Source organism: Pseudomonas ficuserectae, from assembly GCF_024584585.1.
Lineage (GTDB): Bacteria > Pseudomonadota > Gammaproteobacteria > Pseudomonadales > Pseudomonadaceae > Aquipseudomonas > Aquipseudomonas amygdali.
Map to the genome: position 1 here is coordinate 3,503,481 of NZ_CP085684.1, position 17,317 is coordinate 3,520,797.

At 58.2% G+C, this 17,317-nt stretch carries 13 protein-coding genes and 2 tRNA genes; 11 read left to right on the forward strand and 4 right to left on the reverse strand.

The window, feature by feature from the left end:
* Positions 1–53: 53 nt before the first annotated feature.
* The 7 genes from LJU29_RS15355 (at position 54) to LJU29_RS15385 (ending at position 8,337) form a co-directional block, all read left to right on the forward strand.
* Positions 54–1,385, forward strand: coding sequence for an ABC transporter substrate-binding protein (locus LJU29_RS15355; RefSeq protein WP_257110891.1), 1,332 nt, complete (start codon positions 54–56; stop codon positions 1,383–1,385).
* Between the two features lie 87 nt (positions 1,386–1,472).
* A complete protein-coding gene (locus tag LJU29_RS15360; protein ID WP_002553634.1) occupies positions 1,473–2,405 on the forward strand; it encodes a carbohydrate ABC transporter permease in 933 nt (310 codons plus the stop codon).
* A gap of 10 nt (positions 2,406–2,415) precedes the next feature.
* On the forward strand, positions 2,416–3,249 hold the full coding sequence (locus LJU29_RS15365; protein WP_002553633.1) for a carbohydrate ABC transporter permease: 834 nt from the start codon (positions 2,416–2,418) through the stop codon (positions 3,247–3,249).
* A 30-nt stretch (positions 3,250–3,279) separates the two neighbouring features.
* Positions 3,280–4,386 carry an ABC transporter ATP-binding protein gene (locus LJU29_RS15370; RefSeq protein ID WP_219171544.1) on the forward strand — a complete coding sequence of 369 codons (1,107 nt, stop codon included), beginning with the start codon at positions 3,280–3,282 and terminating at the stop codon, positions 4,384–4,386.
* 17 nt (positions 4,387–4,403) lie between these two features.
* The gene (locus tag LJU29_RS15375; protein WP_054994950.1) at positions 4,404–5,885 is read left to right on the forward strand and encodes a mannitol dehydrogenase family protein; all 1,482 of its coding nucleotides are present in this window, start codon (positions 4,404–4,406) and stop codon (positions 5,883–5,885) included.
* Positions 5,886–5,894: 9 nt separating this feature from the next.
* Complete coding sequence (gene xylB, locus LJU29_RS15380) at positions 5,895–7,376, forward strand: xylulokinase (protein ID WP_257110892.1); 1,482 nt, start codon at positions 5,895–5,897, stop codon at positions 7,374–7,376.
* Positions 7,377–7,398: 22 nt separating this feature from the next.
* The gene (locus tag LJU29_RS15385; RefSeq protein ID WP_054098409.1) at positions 7,399–8,337 is read left to right on the forward strand and encodes a carbohydrate kinase family protein; all 939 of its coding nucleotides are present in this window, start codon (positions 7,399–7,401) and stop codon (positions 8,335–8,337) included.
* A gap of 221 nt (positions 8,338–8,558) precedes the next feature.
* On the opposite strand, the gene LJU29_RS15390 is transcribed toward LJU29_RS15385, so the two are convergent.
* Entirely contained in the window at positions 8,559–9,113 is a 555-nt protein-coding gene (locus LJU29_RS15390) for a hypothetical protein (protein ID WP_005757228.1), read from the reverse strand.
* A 178-nt stretch (positions 9,114–9,291) separates the two neighbouring features.
* Positions 9,292–12,174 carry a bifunctional diguanylate cyclase/phosphodiesterase gene (locus tag LJU29_RS15395; protein WP_257110893.1) on the reverse strand — a complete coding sequence of 961 codons (2,883 nt, stop codon included), beginning with the start codon at positions 12,172–12,174 and terminating at the stop codon, positions 9,292–9,294.
* A 267-nt stretch (positions 12,175–12,441) separates the two neighbouring features.
* Between LJU29_RS15395 and LJU29_RS15400 the strand changes: the two genes are divergently transcribed.
* From LJU29_RS15400 to LJU29_RS15410, 3 genes are all read left to right on the forward strand, one after another.
* Complete coding sequence (locus LJU29_RS15400) at positions 12,442–13,518, forward strand: NAD(P)-dependent alcohol dehydrogenase (RefSeq protein ID WP_005743562.1); 1,077 nt, start codon at positions 12,442–12,444, stop codon at positions 13,516–13,518.
* Between the two features lie 318 nt (positions 13,519–13,836).
* Positions 13,837–14,199 (forward strand): NUDIX hydrolase, encoded by a 363-nt coding sequence (locus LJU29_RS15405; protein ID WP_057423724.1) that lies wholly within the window; start codon positions 13,837–13,839, stop codon positions 14,197–14,199.
* A gap of 127 nt (positions 14,200–14,326) precedes the next feature.
* Positions 14,327–15,388 (forward strand): SDR family oxidoreductase, encoded by a 1,062-nt coding sequence (locus LJU29_RS15410; RefSeq protein ID WP_257110894.1) that lies wholly within the window; start codon positions 14,327–14,329, stop codon positions 15,386–15,388.
* A 136-nt stretch (positions 15,389–15,524) separates the two neighbouring features.
* On the opposite strand, the gene LJU29_RS15415 is transcribed toward LJU29_RS15410, so the two are convergent.
* Both LJU29_RS15415 and LJU29_RS15420 read right to left on the reverse strand, forming a co-directional pair.
* A tRNA-Val gene (locus LJU29_RS15415) sits at positions 15,525–15,601 on the reverse strand.
* Positions 15,602–15,767: 166 nt separating this feature from the next.
* Positions 15,768–15,844 (reverse strand) — tRNA-Val (locus LJU29_RS15420).
* A 181-nt stretch (positions 15,845–16,025) separates the two neighbouring features.
* Between LJU29_RS15420 and LJU29_RS15425 the strand changes: the two genes are divergently transcribed.
* Entirely contained in the window at positions 16,026–17,309 is a 1,284-nt protein-coding gene (locus tag LJU29_RS15425) for an NAD(P)/FAD-dependent oxidoreductase (protein ID WP_005757927.1), read from the forward strand.
* Positions 17,310–17,317 lie beyond the last annotated feature (8 nt).

Below are 17,317 nucleotides of genomic sequence, written 5' to 3' on the forward strand. Positions count from 1 at the left end.
AAAAACAATAACCATCCTTCTACTGCTCACTGGGCGTGGAAGAGGAGTGATCAATGAAGAACTCAGCAAAACTTCTGCTCGCCAGTTCCGTCCTCAGTACCTGTTTCGTGTTCAGTGGCAGTGCCACAGCGGGGACCGTGACCATCGCCACGGTCAACAACAGTGACATGATTCGCATGCAGCGCCTCTCCAAGACCTTCGAAGAAAAGCACCCCGACATCAAGCTCAACTGGGTCGTGCTGGAAGAGAACGTCCTGCGCCAACGACTGACCACCGACATCGCCACCAAGGGCGGCCAGTTCGATGTGCTGACCATCGGCATGTACGAAGCCTCACTCTGGGGTCAGAAAGGCTGGTTGCAGGAAATGAAAGACCTGCCTGCCAGTTACGAGCTGGACGATGTGTTCCCTTCCGTGCGTGACGGCCTTTCGGTGGACGGCAAACTGTTCGCCCTGCCGTTCTATGCTGAAGCTTCGATCACTTACTACCGCACCGACCTGTTCAAGGCCGCTGGCCTGACCATGCCCGAGCGCCCTACCTGGACGCAGATTGCCGAATTCGCTGGCAAACTGACTGACAAGTCCAAGGAACAGTACGGCATCTGCTTGCGTGGCAAGGCTGGCTGGGGCGAAAACATGGCGCTGATCACCACGCTGGCCAACGCTTATGGTGCAAGCTGGTTCGATGAGCAGTGGACGCCACAGTTCGATCAGCCAGAGTGGAAGAATGCGCTGAATTTCTACGTCAACACCATGAAGCAGTCCGGCCCTCCGGGCGCCTCCAGCAATGGCTTCAACGAAAACCTTGCGCTGTTCAATAGCGGCAAGTGCGCCATCTGGGTCGACGCCAGCGTTGCCGGTTCGTTCGTGACCGACAAGAAGCAGAGCAAAGTGGCCGACAGCGTCGGCTTCACCTACGCCCCGCATGAAGTAACCGACAAGGGCTCGTCGTGGCTGTATTCGTGGTCGCTTGCGATCCCGACCAGCGCCAAGAACACCAAGGATGCTACCGAGTTCACCCAGTGGGCCACCTCGAAAGAGTACGCCAAACTGGTTGCCGATACCGACGGTGTGTCCAACGTGCCGCCAGGCACCCGTGCCTCGACCTACACCGATGAGTACAAGAAAGCCGCACCATTCGCCAACATCACGCTTGAGTCGCTGAAGAAGGCCGATCCCAAATCGCCATCGCTCAAAACAGTGCCTTACGTAGGTATTCAACTGGTCACCATTCCTGAGTTTCAGGCCATCGGGACCAGCGTCGGTCAGCAGTTCTCCGCAGCACTCATAGGCCAGTCCACTGTGGATCAAGCCTTGCAGAATGCGCAAACAGCGACTGTACGTGACATGAAACGAGCGGGTTACCTGAAAGATAAGAAAGAGTAACCGTACTGTACCAGGGTGAAGGCGTACGCTTTCACCCTGCCGCTCACCTGCGCAACAACTCTGGTGCAATCCGGTTCGGAGCTCCCCATGAATACCTCAGCCTCCCCTGAACGCACGGACCTGTCCGGCGAACAGCAACCGCTCAAAAGCCGTCGATTCAAGCCGGGCTGGTTTCTGGTCAGTCCTTCAGTGGCGCTTCTGCTGGTGTGGATGATCGTGCCGCTGGGCATGACCATTTATTTCTCGCTGATCCGCTACAACCTGCTGTCACCTGGCGAAAACGAGTTCGTCGGGCTGGAGAACTTCCAGTATTTCGTCACCGACAGCGGCTTTCTGCCCGGTGCCGGTAACACCTTGCTGCTGGTCGGCAGCGTGCTGGCGATCAGTGTAATCCTCGGCGTGCTGATTTCGGCGCTGCTCGAAGCCAGTGAGTTTTTCGGCCGCGGCATCGTCCGCGTTCTGCTGATCTCGCCCTTCTTCATCATGCCCACGGTCAGCGCGCTGATCTGGAAAAACCTGATCTTCCATCCGGTGTCCGGCGTACTCGCGGCGGTGTGGAAGTTCTTCGGTGCGCAGCCCATCGACTGGTTTGCCCATTACCCGATGCTGTCAATCATCATCATCGTGTCCTGGCAATGGCTGCCGTTCGCGATTCTGATCCTGATGACCGCCATGCAGTCGCTGGACCAGGAACAGAAAGAGGCGGCGCGTCTGGATGGAGCCGGCCCCATCGCGATCTTCTGGCACCTGACCCTGCCGCACCTGGCACGTCCGATTGCCGTGGTGGTCATGATCGAGACGATCTTCCTGCTCTCGGTGTTCGCTGAAATATTCACCACCACCAATGGCGGCCCCGGTTTTGCCTCGACCAACCTGGCATACCTGATCTACATCCAGGCGCTGCTGCAGTTCGACGTCGGTATGGCCTCGGCGGGCGGACTGATCGCCGTAGTAATCGCCAACATCGCGGCGATCATCCTGATCCGGATGATCGGCAAAAACCTCACCGACAAGTCATGAGGACCTTGCCATGATGACCCTCAAACAATCACGCCGCCTGCAAAGCCTGCTACTCGGGAGCCTGTCCTGGCTGATCGCTGCGCTGGTGTTCTTCCCGATCTTCTGGATGGTGCTGACCAGCTTCAAGACCGAGATCGACGCATTTGCGACGCCGCCGCAATTGTTCTTTACCCCAACGCTGGAAAACTACCTGCACATTCAGGAGCGCAGCGATTACTTCCACTTTGCCTGGAACTCGGTGCTGATTTCCTTCAGCGCCACCGCCCTGGCCATGCTGATCGCCATTCCTGCGGCGTATTCCATGGCGTTCTTCGAAACCAAACGCACCAAAAGCACCCTGCTGTGGATGCTCTCGACCAAGATGCTGCCGCCAGTGGGCGTGCTGATGCCGATCTACCTGCTGGCCAAGACCTTTGGCCTGCTGGATTCCAGGCTGGCGCTGATCATCATCTACACGCTGATCAACCTGCCGATCGTGGTCTGGATGATCTACACCTATTTCAAGGATATTCCCGGTGAGATCCTTGAGGCCTCACGGCTGGACGGAGCCAGCACCCGCCAGGAGATCTTTCGCGTGCTGATGCCGATCTGCAAGGGCGGGCTGGCCTCTACAGCACTGCTATCGCTGATCCTGTGCTGGAACGAAGCGTTCTGGTCACTGAACCTGACCTCGTCCGCAGCGGCACCGTTGACGGCACTGATCGCCTCCTACTCCAGCCCCGAAGGGCTGTTCTGGGCCAAGCTGTCGGCGGTCTCGACCCTGGCATGTGCGCCCATCCTGATTTTCGGCTGGATCAGTCAGAAACAGCTGGTTCGCGGCCTGTCGTTCGGCGCTGTCAAATAGCCCGCCTCAAAGAACAAGAAGGAATCCAACATGGCTAACCTGAGCATCCGCAACCTGCAAAAAGGCTTTGATGGTCATCAAATCATCAAGGGTATCGATCTGGACGTGAATGACCGCGAGTTCGTGGTCTTTGTCGGGCCTTCGGGCTGTGGCAAATCCACCCTGCTGCGGCTCATCGCCGGGCTTGAGGAAGTCACCTCGGGGACCATCGAACTCGATGGCCGCGACATTACCCAAGTCACGCCGGCCAAACGCGATCTGGCGATGGTGTTCCAGACCTACGCGCTTTACCCGCACATGACGGTAGGCAAGAACCTGTCATTCGCGCTGGACCTGGCGGGTGGCGACAAGGCCGAGATCAAGAAGAAGGTCGATGAAGCCGCGCGTATTCTGGAGCTCGGGCCGTTGCTGGAACGCAAACCCAAGCAGTTGTCCGGTGGACAACGACAGCGTGTTGCGATTGGCCGGGCCATCGTGCGCAATCCGAAGATTTTTCTCTTCGATGAACCATTGTCCAACCTCGACGCCGCGTTGCGCGTGCAAACCCGCCTGGAGCTGTCGCGCCTGCACAAAGAGCTGCAAGCCACGATGATCTATGTGACCCACGACCAGGTTGAGGCAATGACCCTGGCCGACAAGGTGGTCGTGCTCAACGGCGGCAAGGTCGAGCAGGTCGGCTCGCCGCTGGAGCTTTATCACCACCCTGCCAATCTGTTTGTCGCAGGCTTTCTCGGCACGCCGAAAATGGGCTTCCTCAAGGGCAAGATCAGTCGAGTGGACAACGCCAGCTGTGAAGTCGAACTGGATGCCGGAACCCGCATCAGCCTGCCGGTCAACGGCGCAGGGTTGAGTGTCGGAGCACCGGTAACGCTGGGCATTCGCCCGGAACACCTGAATCTTGCCCAGAACAGCGATTGCCAGTTGCAGGTTATCGCCGATGTCAGCGAACGCCTCGGCAGCGATACCTATTGCCATGTGCGCACCCGCTCGGGCGAGGCGCTGACCATGCGTATTCGTGGCGACCTGGCCAGCCAGTACGGCGAGACGCTGAACCTGCACCTGGACAGTGCCCAATGCCACCTGTTCGACGCTCAAGGTCTGGTGATTGCCAAAGCCTTGCAGACTGTCGCCGCCTGAGTTCCGGAGAGCCCTTCATGAAACTGACCAAAAACAATCTGTCCCGACTGGACACCGACATTGCCCTGCCCGCCTACACCGTCGACAGCACTCGCCAGGGCATTGCCCATATCGGCGTTGGCGGCTTCCATCGGGCGCATCAGGCGTTTTACACCGATGCACTGATGAACAGCGGCGAAGGCTCTGAATGGAGTATATGCGGCGTCGGTCTGCGCCCTGAAGACAAAGCCGTACGTGACGCACTGGCGCAGCAGGACTATCTGTACACGCTCTACGAACTGGGCGACACGCCAGATACCGAAACCCGCGTCATTGCCTCGATCAGCGGCATGCTGCTGGCCGAAGACAGCACTCAGGCGTTGATCGACAAGCTGTCCAGCCCGGACATCCGCATCGTCTCGCTGACCATCACCGAAGGCGGCTATTGCATCGACGACAGCAATGGCCAGTTCATGGCGCATCTGCCACAGATCCAGCATGATCTGGCAAACCCGGACCAGCCAAAGACGGTATTCGGTTTCCTCTGCGCTGCACTGGCGCGCCGCCGTTCCGAAGGTACGCCAGCCTTTACCCTGATGTCCTGCGATAACCTGCCGCACAATGGCGCAGTCACTCGCAAGGCGCTGCTGGCATTTGCCACTTTGCGCGATGCCGACCTGCACGACTGGATCAAAGACAACGTCCGCTTCCCCAACGCGATGGTCGACCGCATCACCCCCATGACCAGCGCTGCTCACCGGCTGAAGCTGGCGGACGAGAAGCACATCGACGACGCCTGGCCGGTGGTCTGCGAACCGTTCGTGCAATGGGTGCTGGAAGACAAGTTCGTCAACGGTCGCCCAGCCTGGGAAAAGGTCGGCGTGCAGTTCACCGATGATGTAACGCCCTATGAGGAAATGAAGATCAAGCTGCTCAACGGCAGCCACCTTGCCCTGACCTATCTGGGCTTCCTCAAGGGTTATCGTTTTGTCCACGAAACCATGAATGACCCGCTGTTCGTGCGCTACATCCGTGCTTACATGGACCTGGACGTCACGCCGCAGCTGGCGTCGGTGCCGGGCATCGACCTAGAAGGCTATAAAGACACGCTGATCGAGCGCTTTTCCAACCAGGCAATCGCCGATCAGCTGGAGCGGGTTTGTTCGGACGGTTCGTCCAAATTCCCCAAATTCACCATTCCGACGATCAATCGTCTGATCGTCGATCAGGGCAATTTCGAGCGCGCCTCGCTGGTCGTTGCCGCGTGGGCGCTGTATCTGAAGGGTGTCGACGAGAACGGCACGACCTACAAAATTCCCGACCCGCGCGCCGAGTTCTGTCAGGCACTGGTGGCCGACGACGAGCTGATTACCCAGCGGCTGTTGCAGGTTGAGGAAATATTTGGCGTTGCCATTCCGAAATCAGCCGAGTTTGTCGCAGCGTTCGAGCAGAACCTCAATGACCTGCGCACGCTGGGCGTCAGTGGCACGCTGAAAAAACTTCTGGCCAACCGCCTTTGAGGTGCGCCCATGTTTCTTGGAATTGACTGCGGCACCCAGGGCACCAAGGTGCTGGTGCTCGATACCGAAAGCGGTACTGTGCTGGGCGAGGGTTCGGCCTCGCATAGCCTGATCAGCGACCATAACGGCCGCCGCGAGCAGGACGTCGGGCAATGGCTGAACGCGCTGCAACAGGCCACCCGCGATGCCTTGGCACAGTCTGGCGTGTCGGGGCAGCAGATTCGCGGCATCGGCGTATCGGGCCAGCAACATGGTCTGGTGCTACTCGATGCTCAAGGTGAGGTGCTGCGCCCGGCCAAACTGTGGTGCGACACTGAATCGGCCCCGGAAAACCAGCGCTTGCTGGATTACCTGGGCGGCGCGCAGGGTTCCCTGCAACGCCTTGGTCTGGTCATTGCGCCGGGCTATACCGTGTCCAAACTGCTGTGGACCAAGGAACAGTACCCGCAGCTGTTTGAGCGTATAGACAAGGTGCTGCTGCCCCACGACTACCTCAACTATTGGCTGACCGGCCGCTGCTGCACTGAATTCGGAGATGCATCGGGCACCGGTTATTTCAACGTGCGCACCCGTGAATGGGACCTGCCGCTGCTCGCGCACATCGACCCGAGCGGCCGTCTGGGCGAGGCGCTGCCGCAATTGGTGCAAGCACACGAAGCGGTTGGCGTGCTGCGTCCTGAAATCGCCCGACTGCTGGACCTGAACCCCGCCGCACTGGTGTCCAGTGGTGGCGGCGACAACATGATGGGCGCCATTGGCACGGGCAATATCCAGCCCGGTCTGATCACCATGAGCCTGGGCTCGTCAGGCACTGTCTATGCCTACGCTGATGAGGCGCGGGTCAGCGAACATGAGTCGGTCGCTACCTTCTGCTCATCCTCCGCTGGCTGGTTGCCATTGATCTGCACCATGAACCTGACCAATGCGACTACGGCAATTCGTGAGCTGTTCGCTCTGGATATCGCTGGTTTCAACCAGACCGTCGCCGAGGCTCCGATAGGGGCCGAAGGCGTGCTGATATTGCCTTTTCTGAACGGTGAACGCGTGCCCGCCCTTCCTGATGCCACTGGCAGCATCGTCGGGCTGGACAGTACCAATCTGACCCAGGCCAACCTGTCCCGCGCCGTGGTCGAAGGCACCACCTTCGGCCTTCGCTACGGATTGGACCTGCTGCGCGACAGTGGTATCAAAAGTGAGAAAATCCGCCTGATTGGCGGCGGTTCCAAAAGTGCGGTATGGCGGCAGATCGTAGCTGACATCATGAATACTCCGGTGATCTGCACCGACCACGCAGAAGCCGCCGCGCTGGGCGCGGCCGTTCAGGCCGCATGGTGCTGGTCGCATTCCGACGGCAAGGCTGAGGGCCTGCAGCAACTGTGCGAACGCTGTGTAAGTCTCGATCAAAGCAGTGAGACGCACCCCGTGGTGCATAATGTGGCCGCCTATCAGCAGGTCTATCAGCGTTATCAGGCGCAACTGCGCAAGGTTTGAACCGTTTTTTCATGGAGCACTTATGTTTCTGGTTTGTGGCGAAGCACTGTTCGATATTTTTACCCGCGCTGATGACAGCGGCTCCCTGAACAGATTGGGGTTTGATGCGATTGCCGGCGGCTCTCCATTCAACGTTGCGATCGGACTGCGCCGCCTGGGTGTGGAGGCAGGCTTCTTTGCCGGGCTGTCCACCGATTACCTGGGCCGCCGTCTGCGTGCCGTGCTGGAAAAGGAAACGGTCAATACCGATCACCTGGTTGAGTTCGACGCGCCCACGACACTGGCCATGGTCGCCGTGGGCAGCGACGGCTCGCCGACTTACAGCTTTCGCGGCGACGGCTGCGCGGACCGGCAGTTGCGCCTTGAGCATCTGTCGGAACTCGATGCGCAGGTACGCGGCATTCACGTCGGCTCGTTTTCGCTGGTGGTGCAGCCGATTGCCGACACACTGCTGGCGCTGGTCGCCCGCGAAAGTGCGACGCGCCTGATTTCACTGGACCCCAACGTGCGCCTCAACCCGGCACCGGACATTCAGCGCTGGCGCAGCCAGATCGCAGCGTTCGCCGAACATGCGCACCTGATCAAGGTCAGTGATGAAGATCTGCACCTGTTGTACCCGGACAGCGATCCACAAAAAATCGCCGAGGGATGGCTGGGCAAGCGTACGCAACTGGTCATCGTCACCCGCGGCACGCAAGGTGCCAGCGTCTTTACCCGGCAGCATGGTACTTGGTCAGTGCCGGCAAAAACGGTGGTCACCGCCGATACCGTCGGGGCCGGGGATACTTTTCAGGCGGCGCTGCTGACCTTCCTCAGCGAGCGTCAGCTCGATACGCCACAAGGCTTGTCGACGCTGTCACGGGAAACCCTGGACGAGATGCTGAATTTTGCCGTCGGCGCAGCCGCGCTGACCTGCACAAAGGTCGGGCCGGATCTGCCGTATCGGCATCAGTTGGGGTGATTCAGTTTTCGACGAGAAACAAAAACAGCGGTGCATCCGCAACATGTAACGCATGAAATAAAGTCTTCGTGAGCAAGCTCACTCCCACATTCCGAACCCGTTCCAAGCGGGAGAAGTTTCAGGGTTCACTCCCATTTGGAAAGCATTCCATTTGTGGGAGTGAGCTTGCTCACGAAAGAGCCATTACAGTCGCCGAACAAGCAACTGAACCCACTGCCTGGTCAAGCCACCATCCCGGCCTTGATACCTCTGATGCGGGTGTTGATGTCATCCGCAACGTTGTTCTGCTTGTCCTTGAGCGCGTCCTGGACTTTCTGGTCAATGGCCAGTTGGTCCTGAGGTGCCATGGCGTCGTAGTCTTTCTGGGTGACGCCCGTCAGCTTCTCGCGCACTTTCTCTTCGGCTGTCTGCTTCAGAGAGTCCATGAACTTCTGTTCTACCGAATCCGTCGATGCAGTGTCAGTGGTGCTGGTGGCGCTGGCCACTGAACCGATGACACCGTTGTCGCGATCAGCCGTCTTTTCCGACAGTGACGAATCACCGGCAGACTTGAGATTGATCATCATCCGCGCGAAGGATTCGTTGTAACCGCTGTTGTCCTGCTTGCTGTCTTGCGATGTTGAATTGCTGACCGGCGTGGTAACCGGTGCTGAACCTGATGTCAGGCCAGCGGCGGCAACCGAGCTGAATGCGTCCTGAGACACCTCATCTACGGTTTTGCGCCCAACCACAGCCCGGGAAACAAGCTGCTCAAGCGCACTCGTGCCAATAATCATCTTTCACCTCCTGATGAACCTGTTGCGCAGGTTCAACAGCAAGTCCAGTGCCAAGTGCACAGTAAACCCATAAATTACTGATTTTTATAACTTAAATTCAAAAGCTAAAGATCGGCACTGTCAAAAAAACCCATACATTCTGCCGTTTGCGGCAAACATTCGCCGACACAGGCTGCTTTCAGCCTGCCGCACGACCGGTATTGACGTTCAACAGCTCGATCGGCAACGGCTCAGAGAAGTAGTAACCCTGCGCCTGGGTTGCACCGATCTCGCGCAGCAGCTCAAGTGTTTCCAGATCTTCCACCCCTTCAGCGACGACGTTCAGATCAAGGGATTCGGCCATGCGTACGATGGCCCGCACGATGGCTCGGCTGCGTATGCTGGAGGCCAGTCCGAAGATAAACGATTTGTCGATTTTCAAGCCGCTGAAATGGTACTGATGCACATAGCTGAGCGAAGAAAACCCCGCGCCAAAATCGTCCAGCATGACCGACATGCCCTGCTCGGCCAGTTGCTTCATTGACAGGCGTGCCTGCTCGGGGTCGGCCACCAATGCCCCCTCCGTAAGTTCCAGGCACAGACGCCAGGGCGCAACATTCTGTTCAGCAAGCATCGCCAGCACTTCTGCAGCGAATGCCGGGCGGGTGATGCTGTAGCTGGAGCAGTTCACATGCACTGGCGGCCAGTGGCCGTTCTCGGGTTGCGCCAGGATGTTCACCACGCATTTGAGCATGTAGATATCCAGCCGGCCGATCAGGCGCAAACCCTCCAGCGCAGGCAAAAAGCTTTCCGGCCCGACGATTCGTCCATCCGGCATGCGCCAGCGGATCAACGCTTCGAACGCCAGTAACTCTCCGGTCCTGACACAGATGACCGGCTGAAAATAGGGGATCAGTTGATCAGTACGCTTCAGGGCCGTGCGCAAGGCTCCCTCTTGCTCCACCTGATCCGACACCTCCCGACGCAGAGCCTGATTGAACACGGCGAAGCTGTCACGCCCACCATTCTTGACCCGGTACATGGCGGTGTCGGCATCACGCAAGAGGTCCGCCGGCTCCTGATGGAAGCGGCTGTCAGCACCCACCACGCCGATGCTGCAAGAAGAAAAGACGCTGTGATCGTCAATCACGAACGGTTGCTCGAACGCGGTCAGGATCCGCTGGGCTATATCCGTACCGGCCTGTAACGGTGCATCGATGCTTAGCACCGCAAATTCGTCACCACCAAGCCTGGCCAGCAGATCCCCTTCACGCATGCAACTGCGCAGCCGCTCGGCGGCCTGCATCAGGAGGATATCGCCGCAGTGGTGGCCAAGGCTGTCATTGATCATCTTGAAACGATCCAGATCGATGAACATGACAATCAGCTGCTGGCCGTTCAGGCAAAAGTCCTGCCACGCCTGTTTCAGGCGATGTTGCAAGTGACTGCGGTTAGGCAGTCCGGTCAACGAGTCGTGGGAGTTTTCATGCTGCAACCTGGCGTTGGCCTGATCCAGCTCCCGGGTCCGGTCGCGAACCCAGGCTTCGAGGAGCACATTGGCGGTGTGGATCGCCTCTGCCGCGCTGCGCCGGGACAGTGCCGTGTCGATGTGGCGAGAGACAAAGGTCAGCAGTTCCTGATCACGCAAGGTATAGCTGACATCCTTCGAATAGCTTTGCACCACCAGCACGCCGCGCACCTCCTCGCCATCGAACAGCGGGATACCCAGCCAGGAAGAAGAACGACCGGTATTTTTTTGCACCTCGATTTCGCCCAGGCTTTCCAGCCTGCGGGCATCGTCGTAATCGATCAGGCACGGTCGCCGCTGGCCTATCACATACTCGGTAAAGCCGCGCTGCCCACGCCGTGAACGTGGCGGCGTGGGCTGGAATTCGTCGATGTAATAAGGAAAGGTCACTTCGCCTGTAGCGCTGTCGTAAAGGGCGATGTAGAAATTGAGTGCTACCAGCAGCTCGCCGACAATCATGTGCAGGCTGCGAAACAGCTCATTCATATCGCCCGGCTGGCTGGAAAGCTCGGCAATCTGGAACAGAGCACTCTGCAAGTGCTCGGCGCGTTCACGGTCGCGCACTTCCTGGCGCAGGGCGTCATTGGCTGCCGAAAGCTGTTGTGTGCGCAGTGCCACAATCTGCTCCAGGTCGGTACGGCGCAGCAGCCGGTCCAAGGCCATCGCCACATGCCGCGACACCACGGAAAACAACGCGCGATCCTGAGCACTGTAGACGCGGGACACGTCATAGACCTGCATCGCTACCATGCCGAATACTTCGTCCGAGGCGTTTTTCAGGGGCGCGCCCATCCAGAACTCCGGCAGACGCCCCACCCAGAAAAAACGACCTTCGGCTTTTGCCCGCTCGATACAGGCAGCTTCCAGAAACAAGGGTTGCCCGGTGCTCAAGACATACCCGGTGAGCGACATTCGATCGGCGTCGATGAATTCGAACGTCTCGTGGCCCATCGCTTCGTCATCGAAACGGTCGATGTAATACGGATAAGTGATCTTGCGGCTTTGCTGGTCATACAGCGCGACGTAGAAGTTCTCGGCATCGATCAGCGCACTCAACTGCTCATGAATACCCTGCAGAAAAGCCCCGCGATCCAGCGTGGAGCTGGCCAGCAGGCTGATTTCATAGAGAACCCGCTGGGTGTTCTGCGCCCGGATCAACGCAGCGGTCTGCAACAGTGAACCCAGTCTGGCAGCGAGATCCGCCAGCGCGGGATGGTCTTTTTCGGCCATTGGCGCCAGCACCCAGCCCAACACGCCCTCGCCCTGCCCGGCGACTCGGCAATGAAGCTGCAATTGAGCACAGTATGTGTCGAAGTCTTCAGCAGCGATGTGCGCAGGCCAGACGACTGCAGGGTCGCCCTGCCCGAGCAGACATTTCAGCTCGCCTGCAGCGTAGGCCGCCCAGGCGATATCCGGTATCTGTTCCCGTGCAGCGCTCAAAAGTGCGTCGATGGGCGCGTGACTGGCGAATCTGTCATGGTTGGCAGCCAACGTGGTGTCTGGACTGAACGCTACGCTCGGGCATATACCCGTGGCCAGATGTGAGACTGTCATGGAAACACCAGATGCATGAGCCGACGACGGTCATCCGTGAAAACCATGACCAAAGGTAACAAGTGTGCTGCTGCATTGTTGCAAAGTTCATACCTTTTTGGCAGACCCTTTGCCTGTCAGATGACATCCATGTGACGTGGGGCACTACACGGCTGCCATACGGGTCAGATTCAGGTGTGTCGCGAGACCGCCAAGGTGAATGAGCAGGGCTCGGCTATGCTTGCTCGCGGCGTTACATATTCTTCCCCCACTGAACAGGTGACAGTCATGGTCAAGACTTACAGTTACGCAGCGCAGTCTGCTCAGGAAGTGCTCAAACCGTATCAGTTCGAACGCCGCTCACCCGGTGCCGAAGACGTTCAGATCGACATTCTCTACTGCGGCGTTTGTCACTCGGACCTGCATACCGCACGCAATGAGTGGCACAACACACTCTACCCTTCGGTTCCGGGCCACGAAATCGTTGGCCGGGTAACGGCAGTCGGTGCAGACGTCAAACATTTCAAGGTCGGCGACCTCGCGGGTGTCGGCTGCATGGTAGACAGTTGCCAGCAATGTACACCCTGCGCAGAGGGTGACGAGCAATATTGCGAGAGCGGCTTCACAGGTACCTACAACGGCCCGGTATTTGGCGGCGAGAACACCTTCGGCGGCTACTCCGACAAGATCGTGGTCAAGGAGAAGTTCGTCCTGCGCATCTCTCACGACGCCAATCTGGCCGCCGTCGCGCCGCTGTTGTGCGCAGGTATCACCACGTACTCGCCATTGCGCCACTGGAAGGTCGGCCCGGGCAAAAAAGTGGGCATTGTTGGGCTCGGAGGGCTCGGCCACATGGGCGTCAAGATCGCGCACGCCATGGGCGCTCATGTGGTGCTGTTCACGACATCGCCCGACAAGCGTGAAGATGGCTTGCGGCTGGGTGCCGACGAAGTTGTTGTATCCAAAGATGCTGCACAGATGGCAGCCCAGGCCAATAGCCTGGATTTCATCCTCAATACAGTCGCAGCACCGCATGATCTGGATGCATTTCTGTCCCTTCTCAAGCGTGACGGCACCATGACGCTGGTCGGCGCACCGGCAGAGCCGCACCCGTCTCCGGCAGTCTTCAATTTGATCTTCAAACGCCGCAGTCTGGCAGGCTCGTTGATCGGCGGCATTCAGGAAACCCAGGAAATGCTGGATTTCTGCGCCGAACACGGCATCGTTTCAGACATTGAAATGATCGCCATGCAGGACATCAACGAGGCTTATGAGCGGATGCTCAAAGGCGACGTGAAATATCGTTTCGTCATCGACATGGCCAGCCTCAAGCAGGAAATTCCTGCTGACTCAAACGCCGCATGATGCGGGCTGAATGCACCTGAAGAGCCTGGCGCTGCCATGGATGGCTGCGCGCACGAGACATGCCGTACGTCGCAAGGCATGAACTGACTACAGACAATAACCCACTGATACTCATACTCACTGTAAGTGTCGACAACGGCTTGAAGCCCGCACTTGCGCCTGGCCCACCCTGCTTCATGCTGGCATGAGCTTGTCCTGGCCAGAAAAATGAACTATTTATTACATTTTAGTGACTATCATTGACTGCCTTTGGGTCTCAAGTTCACGAAGTCCTTGCAGATACTCATGTCAACGGACGTTTTAACAGGTGAACAAATCATGAAACAACGAGCGACAGTCATCTGCAAACGCGACGGCCAGGTCCTCTACGTGCGCAAACCAAAATCGCGCTGGGCATTGCCTGGTGGCAAGATCGAGGCTGGTGAAACGCCTGCTCAGGCCGCCATGCGTGAATTGTGCGAGGAAACAGGCCTGAAAAATCTTGATCTGCTCTATCTCGAGGTTTATGAGAAAGATCAGGTTACTCACTACGTGTTCACTACGCAGGTCCCGGCCTCAAGCGAGCCTTCGCCACAGAATGAGATTACCGCTTGCAAATGGCTGGCTCCGAAGAAACTTGCAGACTTGAAGGCCAGCAGTGCGACCAAGACCATCGTCAAGTCATATGCCCAGCGGGCCTGAGAGAATTTCGAGCATCTGGCGCAACGCCAAAGGGTGATCAGCCAGATCGGGTTGAACGGTCAGGCCTGAAGCTGTTCTGAGAGAGCAGACGGTTCATTACCTTCATCCCCGTCTCAGGAGATCCCCTATGACTCAGACCGCCCTGGTTGTTGGCGCAAGTGGCATTGTCGGCAGTGCAATCACACAGTTGTTACTGGAAAACGATTGGCAGGTTGCCGCCCTCTCCCGTAGCCCTTCAGCGCGGCCCGGCGTAACTCCGGTGGCTGCAGACCCGCAGAACCCGGAGTCCGTCAGTGCGGCCCTGGCTGATTTGAAGCCCACCCACGTTTTCATCACCACATGGTCGCGTCAGGCCACTGAAGCAGAGAACATTCGCGTCAACGCTGCAATGGTGCGCAATGTGCTGGACGCGGTGCGCCCCGCTGGCAGCGTTAAACGTGTCGCGCTGGTCACCGGGCTCAAACATTACCTTGGCCCGTTCGAAGCCTACGGCAAAGGCACGCTGCCACAAACGCCGTTCAGGGAAACGCAAGCGCGCCTGGATATCGAGAACTTCTATTACGCGCAAGAAGATGAAGTCTTCGCTGCCGCCGAGAAAGACGGTTTTACCTGGAGCGTCCATCGCCCGCACACCGTGACAGGTGTCGCGGTCGGCAATGCGATGAACATGGCGACCACCCTCGCCGTCTATGCTTCGATCTGCAAGGCAACCGGCCGACCTTTCGTGTTTCCGGGCTCACGCGTGCAGTGGGACAGTCTGACCGACATGACCGATGCACGTCAGCTCGCCCATCAGCAACTGTGGGCCGCCACGACGCCTGCTGCGGCAAATCAGGCGTTCAACATCACCAATGGCGACGTATTCCGCTGGAGCTGGATGTGGGGGCAGATCGCCGAGTACTTCGACCTGCAGCCAGCCGATTTTCCGAGCGAGCCAGCCCCGCTGGAAACGCAGATGGCCGATGATCAGGCTGCCTGGACCGATATTGTCCGCGAGCATCAACTCAAGGAAGGTGATATCAATCGCCTGATTTCGCCATGGCACACCGACGCCGATCTGGGCCGTCCGATCGAAGTGGTTACGGATATGTCGAAAAGTCGCAAACTGGGCTTCACGGCGTTCCAGGCGAGTGACGATGCGTTTTTCGAGGTATTTGAAAAGCTGCGCCGTGACCGACTGATTCCCTGAAGCTGCTTGCCCTCTTGTGCCAAGACTCTGCGTTGGCACAAGAGTAGGCACTGGCTTCGAGCGAAACAGACGCAACAAAAAAGGGTCAACCTCTCGGTTGACCCTTTTTTTACCGCCCAGCAGAGCGGATTTTATCTGGTAGGCGCGATTGGACTCGAACCAACGACCCCCACCATGTCAAGGTGGTGCTCTAACCAACTGAGCTACGTGCCTGCTGTGGGTCGGCATTCTACGGATATTCGAATGCCTGTCAAATTCTTTTTTGCAGTAACTCTCTGAATACGCGAAATTTTTACCCTGGGGTTCAGCACCCAGAGACAAAAAAAGGCCAGCCTTTCGGCTGACCCTTTTCTTACCGCCCAGCAGAGCGGATTTTATCTGGTAGGCGCGATTGGACTCGAACCAACGACCCCCACCATGTCAAGGTGGTGCTCTAACCAACTGAGCTACGTGCCTGCTGTGAGTCCGCATTCTACGGATATTCAGATACCTGTCAATCTGTTTTTTCTCTAAGCCTATGAATTACAGCGTTTTTTGCCCGTTGGCAGGGAATGACACTTTTCGCCTGTTGCTGGCAGAGCTTTTGGTTCTCGGGTACGATCGCCACATCGTCAAGAATATTAAACGGAGCCTCAGGATGGCAAATACGCCCTATCCGCAGTCCTACTACGCCGCTTCAGCTAATGCCGCCCCGGAACGTCCAGCGTTGCAGGGTGAAGTCGAAACCGACGTGTGCGTCATCGGAGCTGGCTATACAGGCCTGTCGAGTGCGCTGTTCCTGCTGGAGAATGGATTCCGGGTCACGGTGCTGGAAGCGGCAAAAGTCGGCTTTGGCGCGTCGGGGCGTAATGGCGGGCAGATCGTCAATAGTTACAGCCGTGACATTGATGTGATCGAGCGAACCGTCGGGCCACGCCAGGCGCAGTTGCTGGGGCAGATGGCCTTTGAGGGCGCATCCATCATTCGTGATCGGGTTTCCCGCTACGGTATCCAGTGCGACCTGAAGGATGGCAGTGTATTTGCAGCGCTGACCGGCAAGCAACTGGCGCATCTGGAAGCCCAGCAGCGACTGTGGGAGCGTTACGGCCACACCGGCCTTGAGCTGATGGACAAGCGCCGGATCAACGAAGTCGTTGCCTGTGATCAATATATCGGCGGGCTGCTGGACATGACCGGCGGCCATATTCACCCGCTCAATCTGGCGCTGGGTGAAGCGGCCGCGGTCGAGACCCTGGGCGGCACGATTTACGAGCAGTCGGCGGCCATTCGCATCGAGCGCGGTGCCAACCCTGTGGTCCATACGGCGCAAGGCAAGGTCCGCGCGAAATTCATCATCGTGGCCGGCAACGCCTATCTGGGAAATCTGGTTCCGGAGCTGGCTGCCAAGTCGATGCCTTGTGGCACTCAAGTGATCACCACAGAGCCGCTGAGCGATGAACTGGCCAAAACACTTCTGCCGCAGGATTACTGCGTCGAGGATTGCAATTACCTGCTGGATTACTACCGCCTCAGCGCCGACAAGCGCCTGATCTTCGGCGGCGGCGTGGTCTACGGTGCCAGAGATCCCGCCAACATCGAAGCCATTATCCGGCCGAAGATGCTCAAGGCGTTTCCACAGCTCAAGGATGTGAAGGTCGACTACGCATGGACCGGCAACTTTCTGCTGACCCTGTCTCGCCTGCCTCAGGTTGGCAGGCTTGGCGACAACATCTATTACTCGCAGGGTTGCAGCGGACACGGCGTGACTTATACGCATCTGGCGGGCAAGGTACTGGCCGAGGCGTTGCGCGGTCAGGCAGAGCGCTTTGATGCGTTCGCCGACCTGCCCCACTATCCTTTCCCTGGCGGGCAGATGCTGCGCACCCCGCTTACTGCGTTGGGCGCCTGGTATTACAGCCTGCGTGACAGGTTGGGTTTTTAAGTTCGCTG